Origin of the sequence: Streptomyces sp. NPDC002476 (assembly GCF_042889785.1) — a bacterium.
Lineage (GTDB): Bacteria > Actinomycetota > Actinomycetes > Streptomycetales > Streptomycetaceae > Streptomyces.
This window is the reverse complement of the sequence record NZ_JBIARH010000030.1, coordinates 41,742-59,078: the sequence shown is the minus strand read 5'-3', so window position 1 is coordinate 59,078 and position 17,337 is coordinate 41,742. Positions and strand designations below refer to the sequence as shown.

Annotated in this window: 15 protein-coding genes; 9 read left to right on the top strand and 6 right to left on the bottom strand. The window is 70.7% G+C overall.

The genetic code is table 11. The features are described 5' to 3' along the window. Window positions 1-17: 17 nt before the first annotated feature. From sdhC to ACFYXM_RS27610, 7 genes are all read left to right on the top strand, one after another. Complete coding sequence (gene sdhC, locus ACFYXM_RS27640) at window positions 18-398, top strand: succinate dehydrogenase, cytochrome b556 subunit (RefSeq protein WP_073781590.1); 381 nt, start codon at window positions 18-20, stop codon at window positions 396-398. 5 nt (window positions 399-403) lie between these two features. Continuing rightward, the gene (locus ACFYXM_RS27635; protein ID WP_389293302.1) at window positions 404-880 is read left to right on the top strand and encodes a succinate dehydrogenase hydrophobic membrane anchor subunit; all 477 of its coding nucleotides are present in this window, start codon (window positions 404-406) and stop codon (window positions 878-880) included. A gap of 31 nt (window positions 881-911) precedes the next feature. Then, window positions 912-2,666: a succinate dehydrogenase flavoprotein subunit gene (sdhA, locus tag ACFYXM_RS27630; protein WP_362020632.1), complete on the top strand. Its 1,755-nt coding sequence runs from the start codon at window positions 912-914 to the stop codon at window positions 2,664-2,666. Next, window positions 2,666-3,424, top strand: coding sequence for a succinate dehydrogenase iron-sulfur subunit (locus tag ACFYXM_RS27625; RefSeq protein WP_073781587.1), 759 nt, complete (start codon window positions 2,666-2,668; stop codon window positions 3,422-3,424). Before sdhA ends, ACFYXM_RS27625 begins: the two co-directional genes overlap by 1 nt. A 271-nt stretch (window positions 3,425-3,695) precedes the next feature. Beyond that, complete coding sequence (locus tag ACFYXM_RS27620; protein ID WP_389293300.1) at window positions 3,696-4,367, top strand: FxLYD domain-containing protein; 672 nt, start codon at window positions 3,696-3,698, stop codon at window positions 4,365-4,367. A gap of 175 nt (window positions 4,368-4,542) precedes the next feature. Continuing rightward, window positions 4,543-5,115, top strand: coding sequence for a hypothetical protein (locus ACFYXM_RS27615; protein WP_389293298.1), 573 nt, complete (start codon window positions 4,543-4,545; stop codon window positions 5,113-5,115). Between the two features lie 245 nt (window positions 5,116-5,360). Then, window positions 5,361-6,095, top strand: a complete 735-nt coding sequence (locus ACFYXM_RS27610; protein WP_389293296.1) for a TetR family transcriptional regulator — start codon at window positions 5,361-5,363, stop codon at window positions 6,093-6,095. A gap of 28 nt (window positions 6,096-6,123) precedes the next feature. Here the strand turns inward: ACFYXM_RS27610 and ACFYXM_RS27605 are convergent, their stop codons facing one another. From ACFYXM_RS27605 to ACFYXM_RS27585, 5 genes are all read right to left on the bottom strand, one after another. Next, window positions 6,124-6,705, bottom strand: coding sequence for a hypothetical protein (locus ACFYXM_RS27605; protein ID WP_389293294.1), 582 nt, complete (start codon window positions 6,703-6,705; stop codon window positions 6,124-6,126). 180 nt (window positions 6,706-6,885) lie between these two features. Next, window positions 6,886-9,477 carry an MDR family MFS transporter gene (locus ACFYXM_RS27600; protein WP_389293292.1) on the bottom strand — a complete coding sequence of 864 codons (2,592 nt, stop codon included), beginning with the start codon at window positions 9,475-9,477 and terminating at the stop codon, window positions 6,886-6,888. A gap of 136 nt (window positions 9,478-9,613) precedes the next feature. After that, window positions 9,614-11,170, bottom strand: a complete 1,557-nt coding sequence (locus tag ACFYXM_RS27595; protein ID WP_389293290.1) for an ABC transporter substrate-binding protein — start codon at window positions 11,168-11,170, stop codon at window positions 9,614-9,616. Window positions 11,171-11,360: 190 nt separating this feature from the next. Then, window positions 11,361-12,950 carry a metallophosphoesterase gene (locus tag ACFYXM_RS27590; protein WP_389293288.1) on the bottom strand — a complete coding sequence of 530 codons (1,590 nt, stop codon included), beginning with the start codon at window positions 12,948-12,950 and terminating at the stop codon, window positions 11,361-11,363. Window positions 12,951-12,980: 30 nt separating this feature from the next. Continuing rightward, a complete protein-coding gene (locus ACFYXM_RS27585; protein WP_079185888.1) occupies window positions 12,981-13,226 on the bottom strand; it encodes an SCO4848 family membrane protein in 246 nt (81 codons plus the stop codon). A 121-nt stretch (window positions 13,227-13,347) separates the two neighbouring features. Here ACFYXM_RS27585 and ACFYXM_RS27580 point away from each other — a divergent pair, with 121 nt between their 5' ends. Beyond that, a complete protein-coding gene (locus ACFYXM_RS27580) occupies window positions 13,348-14,622 on the top strand; it encodes a D-alanyl-D-alanine carboxypeptidase family protein (protein ID WP_389293286.1) in 1,275 nt (424 codons plus the stop codon). A 202-nt stretch (window positions 14,623-14,824) separates the two neighbouring features. Here ACFYXM_RS27580 and ACFYXM_RS27575 read toward each other — a convergent pair whose 3' ends face one another. Next, window positions 14,825-15,703 (bottom strand): YihY/virulence factor BrkB family protein, encoded by an 879-nt coding sequence (locus tag ACFYXM_RS27575; protein ID WP_389293284.1) that lies wholly within the window; start codon window positions 15,701-15,703, stop codon window positions 14,825-14,827. A 151-nt stretch (window positions 15,704-15,854) separates the two neighbouring features. On the opposite strand from ACFYXM_RS27575, the gene ACFYXM_RS27570 reads away from it, so the two are divergent. After that, entirely contained in the window at window positions 15,855-17,312 is a 1,458-nt protein-coding gene (locus ACFYXM_RS27570; protein ID WP_389293282.1) for an FAD-binding protein, read from the top strand. The last annotated feature ends 25 nt before the right edge of the window (window positions 17,313-17,337 follow it).

The window sequence follows — 17,337 nt, the reverse complement described above, 5'->3', positions numbered from 1 at the left end:
TCCCGGAGGGTTTTTCCGTGCCGGCTGGAACGCTGTACCGCGGCCGGGAAGGCATGTGGTCCTGGGTGGCTCATCGAGTCACCGGTGTCCTCATCTTCTTCTTCCTGTTCGTACATGTCCTGGACACCGCTCTCGTCCGTGTGTCCCCCGAGGCATACGACGACGTCGTGGCCACGTACAAGACGCCGATCGTCGCGCTGCTCGAATACGGCCTGGTGGCCGCCATTCTCTTCCACGCGCTCAACGGTCTGCGCATCGTCGCCGTGGACTTCTGGGCCAAGGGCCCGCGCTATCAGAAGCAGATGCTCTGGTCCGTCGTGGGCATCTGGATCGTGCTGATGGTCGGGGCCCTGTACCCGGTCCTCGGTCACGCCGTACGCGAAGTCTTCGGGAGCTGAGGCCCATGTCCACCGAGTCCTCCGCCGCGATCGGCTCCGTCGAGGGCGTCAGCCTCTACGACGTCGACAACCCGGCCCCGGTCATCGAGCCGCCGCGCAAGCGCACCGGCAAGACCCCCAAGGGTTCGCGCACCAACTTCGAGATGTACGCCTGGCTCTTCATGCGCCTGTCGGGCATCGTCCTGGTCGTCCTGGTCCTGGGCCACCTGCTGATCCAGCTGGTGCTGGACGGCGGCGTCTCCAAGATCGGCTTCGCCTTCGTGGCGGGCCGCTGGGCCTCGCCGTTCTGGCAGATCTGGGACCTGGGGATGCTGTGGCTGGCCATGCTGCACGGCGCCAACGGCCTCCGTACGGTCATCAACGACTACGCCGAACGGGACAACACCCGCTTCTGGCTGAAGATGCTCCTGTACACCGCCACGGTGTTCACCGTCCTGCTGGGCACGCTGGTGATCTTCACCTTCGACCCGAACATCCGCTAGGCGCGCCGGGCCAGAGGGACCAGAGGAAATCATGCAGATCCACAAGTACGACACCGTCATCGTCGGCGCCGGCGGCGCCGGCATGCGCGCGGCCATCGAGTCCACGAAGCGCAGCCGTACCGCCGTGCTCACCAAGCTCTACCCCACCCGCTCCCACACGGGCGCCGCGCAGGGCGGCATGGCCGCCGCGCTGGCCAACGTGGAGGAGGACAACTGGGAGTGGCACACCTTCGACACGATCAAGGGCGGCGACTACCTGGTCGACCAGGACGCCGCCGAGATCCTGGCGAAGGAGGCCATCGACTCGGTCCTCGACCTGGAGAAGATGGGCCTGCCGTTCAACCGCACGCCCGAGGGCCGCATCGACCAGCGTCGCTTCGGCGGCCACAGCCGTAACCACGGCGAGGCCCCGGTCCGCCGGTCCTGCTACGCCTCGGACCGCACCGGCCACATGATCCTCCAGACGCTGTACCAGAACTGCGTCAAGGAGGGTGTGGAGTTCTTCAACGAGTTCTACGTCCTCGACCTGCTGCTCCAGGACGTCGACGGCGTCACGAAGTCCTCGGGCGTCGTCGCGTACGAGCTGGCGACCGGCGAGATCCACGTCTTCCAGGCGAAGTCGATCATCTTCGCCTCCGGCGGCACCGGCAAGTTCTTCAAGGTGACGTCGAACGCGCACACCCTGACCGGTGACGGCCAGGCCGCCGCGTGGCGCCGCGGTCTGCCGCTGGAGGACATGGAGTTCTTCCAGTTCCACCCGACGGGCATCTGGCGCATGGGCATCCTGCTGACGGAGGGCGCCCGCGGTGAGGGCGGCATCCTCCGCAACAAGGACGGCGAGCGCTTCATGGAGAAGTACGCGCCGGTCATGAAGGACCTCGCGTCCCGTGACGTCGTCTCCCGCTCCATCTACACGGAGATCCGTGAGGGCCGCGGCTGCGGTCCCGAGGGCGACCACGTCTACCTCGACCTCACGCACCTGCCGCCGGAGCAGCTGGACGCCAAGCTCCCGGACATCACCGAGTTCGCGCGTACGTACCTCGGCATCGAGCCCTACACGGACCCGATCCCGATCCAGCCGACCGCGCACTACGCCATGGGCGGCATCCCGACCAACGTCGAGGGCGAGGTGCTGGCCGACAACACCACCGTCGTCCCGGGCCTGTACGCCGCCGGCGAGGTCGCGTGCGTGTCCGTGCACGGCGCCAACCGCCTGGGCACCAACTCGCTGCTCGACATCAACGTGTTCGGCCGCCGCGCCGGCATCGGTGCCGCCGAGTACGCCGCCAAGAGCGACTTCGTGCCGCTCCCGGAGAACCCGGCGCAGCTGGTCGAGGAGCAGATCGAGCGGCTGCGCAACTCGACGGGCTCCGAGCGGGTCGCCGCGCTCCGTCAGGAGCTGCAGGAGTGCATGGACGCCAACGTGATGGTGTTCCGCACCGAGCAGACCATCAAGACGGCCGTCGACAAGATCGCCGAGCTGCGCAGGCGGTACCACGACGTGTCCATCCAGGACAAGGGCAAGCGGTTCAACACCGATCTCCTGGAGGCCATCGAGCTGGGTAACCTGCTCGACCTGGCCGAGGTCATGGCGGTCTCCGCGCTGGCCCGCAAGGAGTCGCGCGGCGGCCACTACCGCGAGGACTTCCCGAACCGCGACGACGTCAACTTCATGCGCCACACCATGGCGTACCGCGAGGTCGCCGACGACGGCACCGAGTCGATCCGGCTCGACTACAAGCCGGTCGTCCAGACCCGCTACCAGCCGATGGAGCGTAAGTACTGATGGCAACCCCGACTCTGGACAAGGTCGAGGCGCAGTCCGCCGCCTCGCCGTACATCACGGCGACCTTCCGGATCCGCCGCTTCAACCCCGAGGTCTCCGAAGAGGCCCAGTGGCAGGACTTCCAGATCACGATCGACCCGAAGGAGCGTGTGCTCGACGCGCTCCACAAGATCAAGTGGGACCTGGACGGCACGCTGACGTTCCGCCGCTCCTGTGCCCACGGCATCTGCGGCTCCGACGCGATGCGGATCAACGGCAAGAACAGGCTCGCCTGCAAGACGCTGATCAAGGACATCAACCCGGAGAAGCCGATCACGATCGAGGCCATCAAGGGCCTCACGGTCCTCAAGGACCTCGTGGTCGACATGGAGCCGTTCTTCCAGGCGTACCGCGACGTCATGCCCTTCCTCATCACCAAGGGGAACGAGCCGACCCGCGAGCGTCTGCAGTCCGCCGAGGACCGCGAGCGCTTCGACGACACCACCAAGTGCATCCTGTGCGCCGCGTGCACGTCCTCGTGCCCGGTGTTCTGGAACGACGGCCAGTACTTCGGCCCGGCGGCGATCGTCAACGCGCACCGCTTCATCTTCGACTCGCGCGACGAGGGCGGCGAGCAGCGCCTGGAGATCCTCAACGACCGTGACGGCGTGTGGCGTTGCCGCACCACGTTCAACTGCACGGACGCCTGCCCGCGTGGCATCGAGGTCACCAAGGCGATCCAGGAGGTCAAGCGGGCGCTGATCACGCGCCGCTTCTGACCGGCCGCGCACGGCACCGCCGTCTCCCAAGGCCCCGTCCCGCGCTTCGGCGCGGGACGGGGCCGTTCGCCGTGCCGGCCGCAGGAACACGCACGGAGCCGCCCGCCCCTCCCCGGCCGCGCGAGAAGCAACCTCCGTGCGAGAAGCCGCGCGCCGTACGAGAAGCCACGACCTGCACAGTTCCGTCACGATTCCGACACTTCTGATGCGACACGTTCCGGCCAGGACGTACCGTGTCTCCTCACGCCAGCATCCTTTGGGGGGATCACGCATGTCTCAGGGCTTCCCGCCGCCCGGCCCGCAGCCGCAGCAACCGCAGCAGCCTCCGCAGTGGGGTGGACCGTCCCCGCAGCAACAGCCGTACCCGCAGCAGCCCTACCCGCAGGGGCCGGGATGGGGCGCCCCGACGCCACCGCCGAAGCAGCGCCGGACCGGGCTCATCATCACCCTGTCCGTGCTCGGCGGCCTGGTGCTGCTCGGCGGGTGCGGGGCCCTGGTCGTGTCCGTGGTGAGCAACGGGACCGTGCGCGAGGGCAGTTCCTCGGGGGAGTCGTCGGTGGACGAGGCGCCCGGGAAGGACGCACCGGCGAAGGACGACGCCTCCGGGGAGAAGCCCGGCGAGAAGAAGCCCGCCGGGAAGGAGGACGGTGCGAAGGCCGACGCCGCGGCGGACGTGCAGCTGTCCAAGTGCGAGGTCAACGATCTGACCAAGTGGCCGTCCGTGGACGTGGAGATCGTGAACCACGGCGACGTGAAGTCGAACTACATCGTGACCGTGGAGTTCGTGGACGGGTCCGGCACACGGGTGGCCGAGGGAATTGCCGCGGCGAACAACCTGGCCCCGGGGCAGAAGTCGACGCAGAAGGCCCAGGGGCTGGGCGACTCTCCGGCGGACACGAAGTGCAAGGTGACGAATGTGACCCGGTACCCGTCGGCCGGGTGACGACGGTTCGGCCGGTGTCCGGCGGAACGGTCGTGTCCGAACCGGTCCCGCCGGATGCGGGACCGCTTGCTGCGCCGTTCCGGTTCGGGCGGTACGGTCGTGCGGAGCGGACACCGGTGTGCCGCTTCCGGCGCGACAGAGCCCGGGGCACAGGCTTGATCGAGAGCGGGGAACGTTGAGCGATCCGAATCCGCATGCGGACAACTCGTACCAGTGGGGCCCTTCCCAGCCGGGCGGGCAGGGGAACGGACCCGCCGGTGCGGGGGCTCCGGCCTACGGGTACCCGCAGCCGCTGCCCGAATCCGCCGCGCAGCCCGGCCCCGCCTACGGCTATCCCCCGGGGCCCGCGGCCCAGCCGATGGCGCCCGGTCACGGCTATGCGCAGCCGGGCGCGCCGGTGGCCGGCGCCCCGTTGCTGGCACTCGGGGACATCACCATCGTGAACGACCAGATCATCACGCCGGTCGGCACCATGCCGCTCAAGGGCGCCGTGTGGTCCGCCACGGACCTGTCGCACACCGAGGAGCGGATCCCCACGGTCGCGATCGTGCTGGCGATCGTCTTCGCCCTGCTCTGCCTGGTCGGCCTGCTCTTCCTCCTGATGAAGGAGAAGAAGACGACGGGCTTCATCCAGGTCTCGGTGACCAGCGACGGGAAGCATCACTCGACGATGATCCCGGCAACCGGTCCGGAGACCTTCCCGTGGGTGATGGCCCAGCTCAACTCGGCGCGTGCGATGAGCGTCTGACGCCCCACCGCGACACCCTCCCGCGTACCGCTCACCGTCGTCGCCCCTGCCCCCTTCGCACCTTTCGCACTGCCGCCGTACGGCCTCGGTGACCAGGGGCAGACCTACCGGGGGACGTCGGCCTGGATCGTCTGCCTCCGGGCGCCGGCCGAGCACCGGCCCGCGTCCCACCGGCCGGCCACTCCGGACACTGCCTGTACGGTCCGCGGAGCCGTGGACCGACCGGGGCGGATACGCTCGGGGCTGTGGTGAAGGAAGCGAAGGGCGTGAAGGAAGCCGGGGCATCCCAGGGGAAGGATGCCAGGGTCCCCAAGAGCGAGCAGACCCGCACACTCATCCTCGAAACCGCCCTCCGGCTCTTCCAGGAGCGCGGTTACGACAGGACGACGATGCGGGCCATCGCCCAGGAGGCCGGGGTCTCCGTCGGGAACGCCTACTACTACTTCACGAACAAGGAACACCTCGTCCAGGGCTTCTACGACCGGCTCGCCGCCGAGCACGAGGCGGCGGTGCGGCCGGTCCTGGAGGGCGACAAGGACCTCGCGGTGCGGGTGCGCGGGGTCCTGCTGACCTGGCTGGACGTGGCAGAGCCGTACCACCGTTTCGCCGCCCAGTTCTTCAAGAACGCCGCCGATCCGGAGAGTCCGCTCAGCCCGTTCTCGGCGGACTCGGTCGCGGCCCGGGAGGCCGCGATCTCCATCCACCGGCGCTGCCTGGCCGGTTCCGACACCAAGGCCGATCCCGAACTGGCCGAACAGCTGCCGCAGTTGATGTGGCTGATACAGATGGGCCTGGTGCTGTACTGGGTGTACGACCGCACGGAGCACACCGAGCGCAGCCGCCGCCTGGTCGAGCGCGCCGCGCCGATCGCCGCACGCGCCATCGCCCTGTCACGGTTCCGGGCACTGAGGCCGCTGGTGCGGCAGATCCACGAGGTGCTGATGGAGTTCCTGCCTGGCGCCGCCGGACGCACGCCCTAGGGCGTGCGGTCGCAAGGCGGATGCGACTCTATCCGGCTCCGGCCGCACGCCTCGTGGTCCGGAAACGGTGGACGGCCCAGCCGGCACCGAGCGCAGCGCCCGTCCAGACGACGACCTCGGCGAGAAGGGTCGCCGGGGTCGAGGTGAGGTGCGGTCCGGGCGGGAGCACGACCATCTGCACGGCAGCACCCACCGGAACCGTCAACGCCGCAAGCAGCCCGATCAGTCCGGGCCGCCTGATGGCCGCACCCACCGCGCCCAGGATCAGCCCGAGCGGCAGTCCCGCCACCCACCACCTGACCATCTCCGTTTCGGCCCCCGCGGCGTAGGCGTCCGTCACGTAGTACGCCCCCGTGGCGGCGAACAACGCCAGCGCCCCGGCCAGCGCGCCTCGGACCGGTGTCCCGGCCAGCCAGCCCATCGCCACCGCCAGCGCGGCCCAGGACCAGCCCGCGTCCACCAGCAGGCTGAGCACCTTGGCGGCGTCGGCCCAGACGGTGCCGACAAGCGGGGCGCCGAGCTCCGCGTACGGGGAGGAAAGCGCGTTGATGAGCGAGGTGGCCGCCCCGAATCCCACCCCAGCCGCAAGAGCACCCACCATGATCTTCATACCGGGAGCGTATCCGGCGGACGCCTAGTGCCGCGGCAGGCGACGTTTGCCCCGTCGCTCCGCCTCGATCCGGGTGCTGCCCGGGGGCTGAACGTCCGTCGCCCGCTCTCGCGGACGGTGCCGGGCAAGGGACACGGCCGGGGCGGGTGACCGGCCCCGGCCGTGCGGACCGGCGGCGTGTCACCGCCCGGGGGCCCTGGCCGTGACCATCAGCCCGGCGAGCAGGCTCGCGAGGAGGGTGAGCCCGGCCGCCCACCAGAAGGCGACGGAGTACCCCTCCAGGACCGCCGCGTCCAGCTTCGCCACGCTGTCGGAGAGCCCCACCGGAAGAGCCTGTCCGCCGAGCAGGACCCCCTTCTCGGCCGCCTCGGCCAGGCCGTCCGGAAGACCCGGCACGTGGCCCGTCCGTACGGAGACCACCGCCGCGACGAGGCTGCCGAACAGGGGCATGCCGGCCCAGCCGCCCAGTTGCTGGGCCGCGCAGACCGCCGCGGCGGTCCCGCCGGAGTCCTGCGGGGAGATCCCACCGGTCGCGGTGGCGAGAAGCGGCATGAAGGCCAGGCCGATGCCGAAGCCGAAGAGGAGCATGCCGGGCAGCACCTCGGTGGCGTATGCGCCGTCGGCGTCGAGACCCGTCAGGAGCAGCAGGCCCATCGCCGCGGGCACCAGTCCGGACACGATCAGGACGCGGGGCGCCAGCCTGCGGTACAGCAGGGCGGAGACCAGGACGGAACCGATCGCGACCGCCCCGGCCATGGGCAGTACGGATACGCCGACCGCTCCAGGGCTGTAACCGAGGGCGCCTTGGAGGTACCTGCTCAGGACCAGGCACACGAGGAACACGCCCACACCGGCGAGGGCCAGGGCGAGAAGGGAGCCGACGCGGTCGCGGTCCTTGAAGACGTACGGCGGCAGGAGCGGGCCGGCCGCCCTGGTCTGCCACCACGCGAAGGCCGCCAGCAGCGCGACCCCGCCCACGAGGAGGACCACGACCAGGAGGTCGGTCCAGCCGCGTTCCCCGGCCTCGGTGAAGCCGTGGACGAGGGCGACGAGGCCGACGGCGCCGAGCAGCAGACCGGGGATGTCGGGACGGGCCGGGGTGCGGGCCGGATGGTCGCGCGTGATCAGGGCCGTACCGATCGCGGCGACGACCGCCACCGGGACCGCGGCGTACAGGCACCAGCGCCAGGTCAGGATCTCGGTCAGCAACCCGCCGGCGAACAGGCCGATCGCCGTGCCGCTGCCGATGACCACCGCGTAGATCCCGAAGGCCACGCCGCGTTCGCCGGGGGAGGTGAAGCTGCTGGACACCAGGGCCAGCACGGCCGACGAGAGCAGCGCGGCGAACGCGCCCTGCAGGATGTTCGCCCCGATGAGCGCACCGGCCGAGCCTGCGGAGCCGCCGACCGCGCAGGCCACCGCGAAACCGGCCAGGCCGATGACCACCGACCGCTTGCGGCCCAGGAGATCGCACAGGTGCCCACCGACCAGCAGCAGCAAGCCGAAGGCCAGTGCCCTGCCCTCGGTCATCGAGCCCAAGTCGTCGGGCGAGAGGCCCAGGTCGGCGTAGACGGTCGGCAGCGCCACGCTCGTGGTCGTCGTGCCGATCAGCACCAGCAACTGCGCCAGCACGGCCGTCACCAGCCCCCACCACCGTCCGGGGAGGGAGACCGCGGCACCGGCCGGGGCCGGGCCGTACCCCGCCCAGGCCGTCGGTGTGTACCCGGGCGGCGGCGGGACCGGCCGGGGCGGCTGCGCGGCGGGCCCCGGGGGCTGGGGCCGAGGGGACGGAACCGTGGGCTCGGGCTGCGGGGACGGGACGGCGGGCTCGGGCCCGGCCGGGATGCGCGGGTCGGGGAGCGCGGCTCGGGTCTCCGGCGCGAAGTCGAGCAACTGGGCCGCATGTCGGCCGAGTTGGGCCAGCACGGAACCGGGCAGCCACTCCCCCGCCTCGTCCGCGGCCGTACGGGCGGCCACCTCGGCGGGTGTGGGCCGCCGCGCCGGGTCCTTGTGCAGGCACGCGCGTACGAGGTCGACGAGCGACTCCGGTACGCCGGTCAGGTCCGCCTCCTCCTCCGCGATCCGGAAGAGGTGCGCGTTCAGACCGGACTCCGCGGCACCGAAGAGGAGGCGGCCGGTGGCGGCGTACACGAGGACCGCGCCCAGGCAGAACACATCGCTGGCCGCCGTGAGTTCGAGCCCTCGCACCTGTTCGGGCGACATGAAGCCGGGTGAGCCGATCAGCATTCCCGTGCGGGTGTGCAGGCTGTCCGGGCCGAGGCTGTCCATGGCCCGCGCGATGCCGAAGTCGATCACGCGCGGCCCGTCCACGGTCACCAGCACGTTGGACGGCTTCAGGTCGCGGTGGATCAGCCCCGCCTCGTGCACCGAACCCAGGGCCGTGGCAAGGCGGTTGGCGAGAACCCGGACGGAGTGCTCGGGCAGCGGACCGAAATCCTCGGCGACCACGGTGGTCAGGTCGGGGCCGGGGATGTACTGGGTGGCCACCCAGGGCACCGGCGCCTCGGTGTCGGCGTCGAGCACGGCCGCCGTCCAGGCCCCGCCCACCCGCCGGGCGGCAGCGACCTCGCGCGCGAACCGCTTGCGGAATTCGGGGTGTTGGGCGTGCTCGGCCTGCACGACCTTCACCGCCACGGTCCGGCCCGCTTCCGAACGGCCGAGATACACCAGGCCCATGCCGCCCGCGCCGAGGCGGGCTATCAGTCGGTACGGGCCTATGTACGCCGGGTCATCGGTGATCAACTGGTCCACGTTCGTACGATAGTTCAGGCACCGGGAAGCCGGTGCCTCTTCCCGTGAACCACCGAGGAACCGGCCGCGGGCCCGGCCGGGCGGCGGGCCCGCCGCGTACGCACCGCTCAGGCGGCACGCACGCCCGCGCCGTCCGTCAGATCCGCCGCAGCTCCCACAGCCGCCAGATGCCGGTGCCGTTCGAGAGGTACTGCGAGCCGGAGACCGCGGTCTTGCTGAGGACGTAGTCCTTCTTCTGCCACAGCGGCACCAGCGGCACGTCCTCTCCGACCAGCGCCTGGAGCTCCTTGTAGTCCGCGGAAGTACGGCCGCGGTCGCTGTACTGGAGCGTGGACGAGATCAGGGAGTCCATCTTCTTGCTGGAGTAGCCGTTGTGGAGGCTGTTCTGGCTGCCGACGAGCGGCTGGCTGAACGTGTCGGGGTCCGGGTAGTCGGGGAACCAGCCGATGGCGTACGCGTCGTACTTGCCCGCCGCGTACTCCTTCTGGAACCGCTGCCACTCGACGGGCTTGAGGGTGACCTTGAACAGCCCCTCCTTCTCCAGCTGGCGGCGGATCTCGGCGCTCTCCTTGACGGACGCCTCGTCGCCCTGGCCGTAGGCGAGGTTGATCGCCACCGGGGTCTGCGCACCGGCCTCCTGCAGCAGCTTCCTGGCGCGCTCGGGGTCGGGCGAGGGATAGGCGTCGAAGAACGGCGTGCTGTGCCCGATGACGCCCTGCGGGATCAGTGAGTAGAGGGGCTCGACGGTGCCCTGGTAAACGTCGGTCACCAGCGGTCCGCGGTCGAGGACCGAGGCGACCGCCTGCCGGACCTTCTTGTCGGCGAACGGGGAGTCGGGGCGGACGTTGAAGACGAGGAAGCGGATATCGGCGCTGTCCGCCTCGGTGATGCGCAGATCGGGGTCGCCGGGGTTCAGCGCGGCGAGCGTGGCCGGCGGGAGCTGCCGGTGGGTCACTTCGAGCTTGCCGCCCTTCCAGGCTGCCAGCAGCCCCTCCGCCCCCTTGTAGTAGTGCACGGTGACCGGCACACCGGACTTCTTCACCGCGCCCTTGTAGTGCGGATTGGGAACGAACTCGGCCACCTTGCCCGGCTGGTACGACTTCAGCAGGTACGGTCCGGAGCCGTCGACGGTGTTCCCGGTCCGGAGCTTGTTCGCCGGGTACGACTCGCGGTCGACGATCGAACCGGCTCCGGTGGCCAGCTTCTGCGGGAACGTCGCATCGCGCGAGGAGAGGTTGAAGGTGATGGTGCGGCCCTCGGTCACCACGTTCTTCAGGCTCGGGAACAGCACCCATGGACCGACATCCGTCTTGATCTTGATCATGCGTTCGATGGAGAACTTGACATCGTCGGCGGTGATCTGGCGCCCGTTCGAGAAATGCAGGTCGTCCCGGAGCTTGCACTGGTACGTCTGGAGTTTCTGGCCGATGAACTGGCAGCTCTCGGCGGCGTCGGGCTCGGGAACGGTCCCGCCGGGCTTGAACGTCAGGAGGGACTGGTAGACGTTGCTGTACATCGCCCAGGAACCGACGTCGTACGCACCGGCCGGATCGAGCGAGGTCACCTCGTCCGTGGTGCCGACCAGGATCGGATCGCGTTTCACCTCGTTGGAGGGGAGCAACTGCCAGACGATGACGCCGGCGATGACCAAAACCGCGAAAATCGCGAGAATCCGTACCCGGATCGACCGCATGGACGTGCTCTCCCTATTACCAGCCCCACCTTGGTGTCGCGCGCAGACACGCAAGCCACCGCACGCTCGCGCTCACCCAATCACACGATTTTCACATCAGGAAGACCAAAACAGGGACTCATAGCCTTTTGTTCGGCACTTGAAACCTTGCGAGTTTCAACAGGATCTGTAACAAGACAACGACGGAGTGTCAGGCCTGCGGCGAGGCCAGTTCCACGACGGTGATGTCGGAAGGCGCGCCCACCCGTACCGGCGGCCCCCAGGCTCCCGCTCCGCGCGTGACGTACAGCTGGGTGTCGCCGTAACGGTCGAGCCCGGCGACGGTGGGATTGGCGAGTCCGGCGACCAGGTTGCCCGGCCAGAGCTGCCCGCCGTGGGTGTGTCCGGACAGTTGGAGGTCCACGCCCCAGGCGACGGCGTCGTCGATGACGACGGGCTGGTGGGCGAGGAGGACGGAGGCGCGCGCGGGGTCGCGGTCGCCGAGCGCGGCCTCGAAGTCGGGCCCCTGCCCCTCGGCCTCCCCGGCGATGTCGTTGACACCGGCGAGGTCGAATCCGTCGATCTCGACCCGGGTGTTCTCCAGCGGGTGGAGGCCCAATTCCCGTACGTGGTCCACCCATTGGGCGGCTCCGGAGTAGTACTCGTGGTTCCCGGTGACGAAGAAGCTCCCCTGGCGGGCGTCCAGCCCGGCGAGCGGTTCCGCCGCCGCACCGAGGTCGTCGACGGTGCCGTCCACCAGGTCGCCCACGACCGCGACCAGATCCGGCCGGGTCCGGTTGACCGTGTCGACGATCCGCTGGGTGTGGGCGCGGCCGAGGATCGGCCCGAGATGGATGTCGCTGACGACGGCGATCCGAAAGCCGTGCGCGGAGCGCGGCAGCCTGGCGAGCGGGACGGCGACCCGCTTGACCCGCGGCCCGCGCAGCACGCCGTACGTGCCGTGGCCGACCGTGCCGAGCCCGGCGACGGCGGCGGCGCCGCCGACCGCCCGCGCGACGAACAGGCGACGCGTGAGGGCGGCGGCGACGACGGGGACGGCGGCAGGGGCGGCGGTGCCGGTGCCGGTTTCAGTGCCGGTGCCGCTGTCGCTGTCAGTGCCGCTGTCGGTGCCGCTGCTGCTGTCGGTGTCGCTGCTGCTGCCGGTGTCGGTGTCGGTGTCGGTGTTGGTGTTGGTGTCGGTGCCGGTTTCAGTGCCGGTGCCGGCAGCCCCGGAGTCGGTGCGCGCGGCTGCGGAGCCGCCGTCACCGTCACCGTCAGCCACCATCACGGCCGAGGGAGCCTGCGTCACCGGGGAAGCCGCGGCCAACGGCCCCTCCGCCGCCGGGGAAGCCGCCACCGAGGCGGCCGACGCCGCCGGGGCCCCTCCCGCGTCCGCGGCCCCGCCCCGCGAGACCTCGTCCGCCGCGCGCCCTTCCTGTCGCCCGCGTACGGCGTCCCCTCGTCCCCGTACGGCGTCCCGGCGCGCGAGCACCCGGCGCAGCACCGGCCGTACCGCCTCGCCCACCAGCAGCGCGAGGGTCAGGTACAGCACCGCCGCCAGCCACAGGTAGCCCGGCCAGGCCAGCGCCTGCTGGAGCGGGAAGGGCGCGCCGACGCGCCCGGCGACCAGGGCGCCGATGCTCAGCAGCGGCAGCAGATACGCCGCCACCGTGCCGGCCCGGCGCAGGGCGCTGCCCCTGGTCGTCGTGTCGCCGACGAGTCGCTGCCAGAGGTAGCGGTGCACGCCTGCCAGCAGCGCGAGCACCACGAGCACCACCAGCGCGAAACCCGCCACGGTCATGTGCGTCTCCCCCGCCGCTCGTCCGTCCGGTTATCGACGCTCGCGGCGCAGGGCCCGGAGACCTCGGAACCCGATCACCCCGACTGCCGTCCCCAGGAGAAAGGACGTGACGGCGAGCAGCAGATGCACCCAGAAGTAGGCAGTCGGGTCACCCGCGTCGTCGAAGGCGAGCCCGCTGGCGTCCTTCGACAGGTTCTTGACGAAAGTGATCCAGATGACCCAGCTCCACACCCCGAAGGCGAGCAGGAACCAGGAGACGGGGCGGCTGAGCTTCATGGACCCAGTATCACCGCCACGCTCCGGCGGTGCCGCCCGGGGTGGGCCGTACTGGCGGAGCATACGGCGGGTCAGGCCATCCACGCCCGCGCTCATATCTTCACCCTGTACGTTTTCGACCGTGCCCGCACTGAAAAAGATCGCGCTGACGGTTGCATCTGCCGCAATGTTGTCCGCTTTTGTCGTCAACCCGGCATCGGCGGCCGACGAGGACTCCTCCGACAAGCAGCCGAAGCCACCCTCCGACATGTCGCAGGTCGGAGGCGAGCGGCTGAGCCGGGCCGGTACGCAGGTCGAGTTGGGGGCCGGGGCGCCGGTCCTGCCCAAGGACCTCACGGGCAGATCATGGATCGTCGCCGACGCGGAGAACGGCGATGTGCTCGCCGCGCACAACGCGCACTGGCCGCTGCCGCCCGCCTCCACCCTGAAGATGCTCTTCGCGGACACCGTGCTGCCCAAGCTCCAGCCGAAGACCCGGACCTACACGGTGCGGCCCGAGGACCTCGCCGATCTCGGCGAGGGGAGCAGCCTGGTCGGGGTCAAGGAGAACCTCACCTACACGGTCCACGACCTGTGGCTCGGGGTGTTCCTGCGGTCGGGCAACGACGCCGTGCACGCGCTGTCCGCGATGTACGGAGGCGTCCCCCGGACGGTCACCGACATGCAGGCGCACGCCGAGGAGTTGCAGGCGCTCGACACGAAGGTGGTGTCGCCCGACGGGTACGACGCTCCCGAGCAGGTCTCCAGCGCGTACGACCTGACACTGATCGCCCGCAGCGGGCTCCAGAAGGCGGACTTCCGGGAGTACTGCTCGACGGCCGAGGCGGATTTCCCCGGCGAGAAGAAGAAGAACGGGGACCGCGAGACCTTCGCGATCCAGAACACCAACCGGCTGCTCACCGGCGCGGACGGGGTGGCCCCGTACAAGGGCGTCGCGGGCGTCAAGAACGGCTACACCACGCACGCGGGCAACACCTTCACCGGGGTCGCCGAGCGCGACGGCAGGGTGCTGCTCGTCACCGTCATGAACCCGTCGTCCGGGGAGCACCACGCCGTCTACAAGGAGGCCGCGAGCCTCCTCGACTGGGGCTTCGAGGCGAGCGGCAAGGTGACCCCGGTCGGCGAGCTGGTGCCGCCGAGGTCCGCCGGGACCGGTACGAAGGACGACACCGGCAGCGGGGCGGGGAAGGGCCCCACGGCCGCGAACGGGTCGGGCGACGGCCGAGGCGGCTCCTCGGACGCCGCCGGGACCGCGGCCTCCGTCGGCGGCGGGAGCGGTGCCGGGATCGCGCTGGGCATCGCCGCGGGTGTCGCGGCGCTGCTGGGCGGAGCGGCGTTCCTGATCAACCGGCGCTGGCCGCTGCCGGACCTGGTGCGTCGCCGCTCCCGTCGCTGACGGGCCCGGCGCCCCCTCCGTCGTCCTCGCCGCTGTCCTAGTGCCGCATCAGGCAACGTTTGCCCCGTCGCGACGTCGGGCACGCACTCTCGCTGCACCAGCCGAAAGCCCAAGTACGTCCAGTACAAGGACTTCCGGCCGGCACACCGAAAGCACGCACCCCACGCCGCTCCTTGACGGGCAAACGTTGCCGGTCACGGCACTAGCCCTCGTCCTCACCGGCCTCCTCGCCGTTGTTCGGCGTCGCCGTCCAGGCGGCGCAGAACAGCAGCAGCCGCGCGGTGAAGTTGAGCCACAGCAGGAGCGCCACCGGCACCCCGAAGGCGCCGTACATGCTCTTCGAGGCGACGCCGCTGATGTAGCCGCCGAGCAGCAGTTTGAGCAGTTCGAAGCCGACCGCGCCGATCACACCGGCGACCAGCAGCCTGCGGCGCGGCGGCTCCACACCGGGCAGCAGTGTCAACAGATAGAGCAGCAGCAGGAAGTCGGCGAGGACGGCCACGAGCAGGGCGGCCACCTGGAGCACCACGCCGCCCGCGCCCCGGTCCGGGATGTCCAGCAGTTGGGCGGTCCAGCCGACGGCGACGGAACCGGCCGAGGAGATCGCGAGCGTCGCCAGCACGGCCCCGCCCAGCCCCAGCAGCAGCCCCGCGTCCTTGAGCTTGCGGACGACGGGGTTGCCCGTGTCCGCGTCGTCGATCCCCCACACGGCGCGCAGGCAGTCCCGCATGGCGCCGATCCAGCCGATGCCGGTGAACAGCAGCACCGCACCGGCGACCCCCCCGACCGTCCCGGCGTGGGCCACCAGGTCCGCGATGCCGAGCTGGTCGGAGATGCCCGGCACCTGCTCGGCGAGCACGTTCTCGATCCGGTGGAGCTGCCCCTCGGTGAGCAGTGCGGCACCGATCGCCGCGCCGACCGCGATCAGCGGGAACAGCGCCAGGAAGCTGATGAACGTGATCGCCGCCGCGAGCCTGGTCCAGTGGACCCGTTCCAGGGTCTCGTAGGAGCGCCAGGTGTGAGTCGCCATCAGCCGGGAGACGATCGGCCCGATGACGGGGAGGTTCTTCAGCCAGTCCATGACATACGACTACCTGTCCGGGCGTCGAAACCCGAAACTCTCCTCACCGGCGAACGAGTCGAAACGCATTGAAACATCTTGAATCGCCCATATAGGTGAGCATATTGACAAATCCCCTGAATGGCTTTTCTCAGGCGATACGGTCACCCCCATGTCCGTCGACACCGTGTCCCTGACCGGCGGGGGCCGTACCGCCCCGACGACCGCCCTGCGTTTTCGCCCGCGCACCTACGAGGAGGCGGCGGCGACGGTGCGCGGCTGCGGGCCGCGCGGCTCCATCGCCCGGGGGTTCGGCCGGGCCCACGGCGACGCGGCGCAGAACGGCGGCGGCTCCGTGCTCGACATGACCGCGCTGAACCGTATCCGCACCATCGACGCCGGGGCCGGTCTGGTGGTCTGCGACGCCGGGGTCAGCCTGCACCGGTTGATGGAGGTCCTGCTGCCGCTCGGCTGGTTCCCGCCGGTCACGCCGGCCACCCGCCGGATCACCGTCGGCGGCGCGATCGGCTCCGACGTCCACGGGCCGGACCACCACGTCTCCGGCTCCTTCAGCCGCCACGTGCGGGAGCTGGAGCTGCTGACCGCCGACGGCGAGATCCGTACGGTCCGGCCCGGCACCGCCCTCTTCGACGCGACCGCGGGCGGGCTGGGGCTGACCGGGGTGATCCTCTCGGCCACGCTGCGGCTGCACCGCGTCGGCAGCGCGTGGATGTCCGTCGACACCGAACGGGCCGTCGACCTGGACGACCTGCTCGCCCGGCTGTCCTCCGGGGACCACCGCTACCGCTACTCGTCCGCCTGGATCGACCTCCAGGCCCGGGGCCGGTCGACGGGACGTTCCGTACTCACCCGAGGAGAGCACGCGCCCGCGTACGCGCTCCCGGCGGGTGCCCGGCGCGCACCCTTCGTCCTTCGCCCGGCACGGCTGCCCGCCGCCCCCGTCCTCGTACCGGCGGGACCGCTCGGCCGCGCCTCCGTGGCCCTGCTCAACGAACTTCGGTACCGCCGGGCACCGTCGTACCGGATCGGCGAACTCCAGCCGCTGTCCACGTTCTTCCACCCCATGGACGGCCCCTCGCACGGCAGCCGCCTCGACCGCCTGCACGGCCCGGCCCCTCACGGCCGCCCGAACCGCGCGCAACGTCCCGACCGCCTCGATCTCCTCGACCTTCTCGACCGCTTCGACCACCTCGACCGTCTTCACGGCCGCGCCGGATACGTCCGGTACCAGTTCGTCGTCGGACACGGGCAGGAGGAGACGCTGCGCCGGATCGTGCGCCGGATCTCGGGGCGGCGCTGCGCCTCGCCCCTCGCGATACTGAAGCGGCTCGGCACGGGCGACCCGGGCTGGCTCTCGTTCCCGGTGCCCGGCTGGACTCTCGCCCTCGACCTGCCCGCCGCCCTGCCCGGTCTGGGCCGGTTCCTGGACTCGCTGGACGAGGAGGTGGCGGCGGCCGGCGGCCGGGTGTGCCTGGCGAAGGACGCGCGGCTGCGGCCGGAGATGCTCGCCGCCATGTACCCGCGGCTGGACGAGTTCCGGTCGCTGCGCGCGGAACTGGATCCGAACGGGGCGTTCCGCTCGGACCTGTCGCGGCGCCTGTCGCTCTGACCGGGCCCCGGCCGGGGCCGCCCGC

Bases quoted from the DNA above. Each gene is read 5' to 3' on its own strand.
- ACFYXM_RS27635 (WP_389293302.1), top strand. From the start codon at position 404: ATGTCCACCGAGTCCTCCGCCGCGATCGGCTCCGTCGAGGGCGTCAGC.
- sdhA (WP_362020632.1), top strand. From the start codon at position 912: ATGCAGATCCACAAGTACGACACCGTCATCGTCGGCGCCGGCGGCGCC.
- ACFYXM_RS27625 (WP_073781587.1), top strand. From the start codon at position 2,666: ATGGCAACCCCGACTCTGGACAAGGTCGAGGCGCAGTCCGCCGCCTCG.
- ACFYXM_RS27620 (WP_389293300.1), top strand. From the start codon at position 3,696: ATGTCTCAGGGCTTCCCGCCGCCCGGCCCGCAGCCGCAGCAACCGCAG.
- ACFYXM_RS27605 (WP_389293294.1), bottom strand. From the start codon at position 6,705: ATGAAGATCATGGTGGGTGCTCTTGCGGCTGGGGTGGGATTCGGGGCG.
- ACFYXM_RS27595 (WP_389293290.1), bottom strand. From the start codon at position 11,170: ATGCGGTCGATCCGGGTACGGATTCTCGCGATTTTCGCGGTTTTGGTC.
- ACFYXM_RS27590 (WP_389293288.1), bottom strand. From the start codon at position 12,950: ATGACCGTGGCGGGTTTCGCGCTGGTGGTGCTCGTGGTGCTCGCGCTG.
- ACFYXM_RS27585 (WP_079185888.1), bottom strand. From the start codon at position 13,226: ATGAAGCTCAGCCGCCCCGTCTCCTGGTTCCTGCTCGCCTTCGGGGTG.
- ACFYXM_RS27575 (WP_389293284.1), bottom strand. From the start codon at position 15,703: ATGGACTGGCTGAAGAACCTCCCCGTCATCGGGCCGATCGTCTCCCGG.
- ACFYXM_RS27570 (WP_389293282.1), top strand. From the start codon at position 15,855: ATGTCCGTCGACACCGTGTCCCTGACCGGCGGGGGCCGTACCGCCCCG.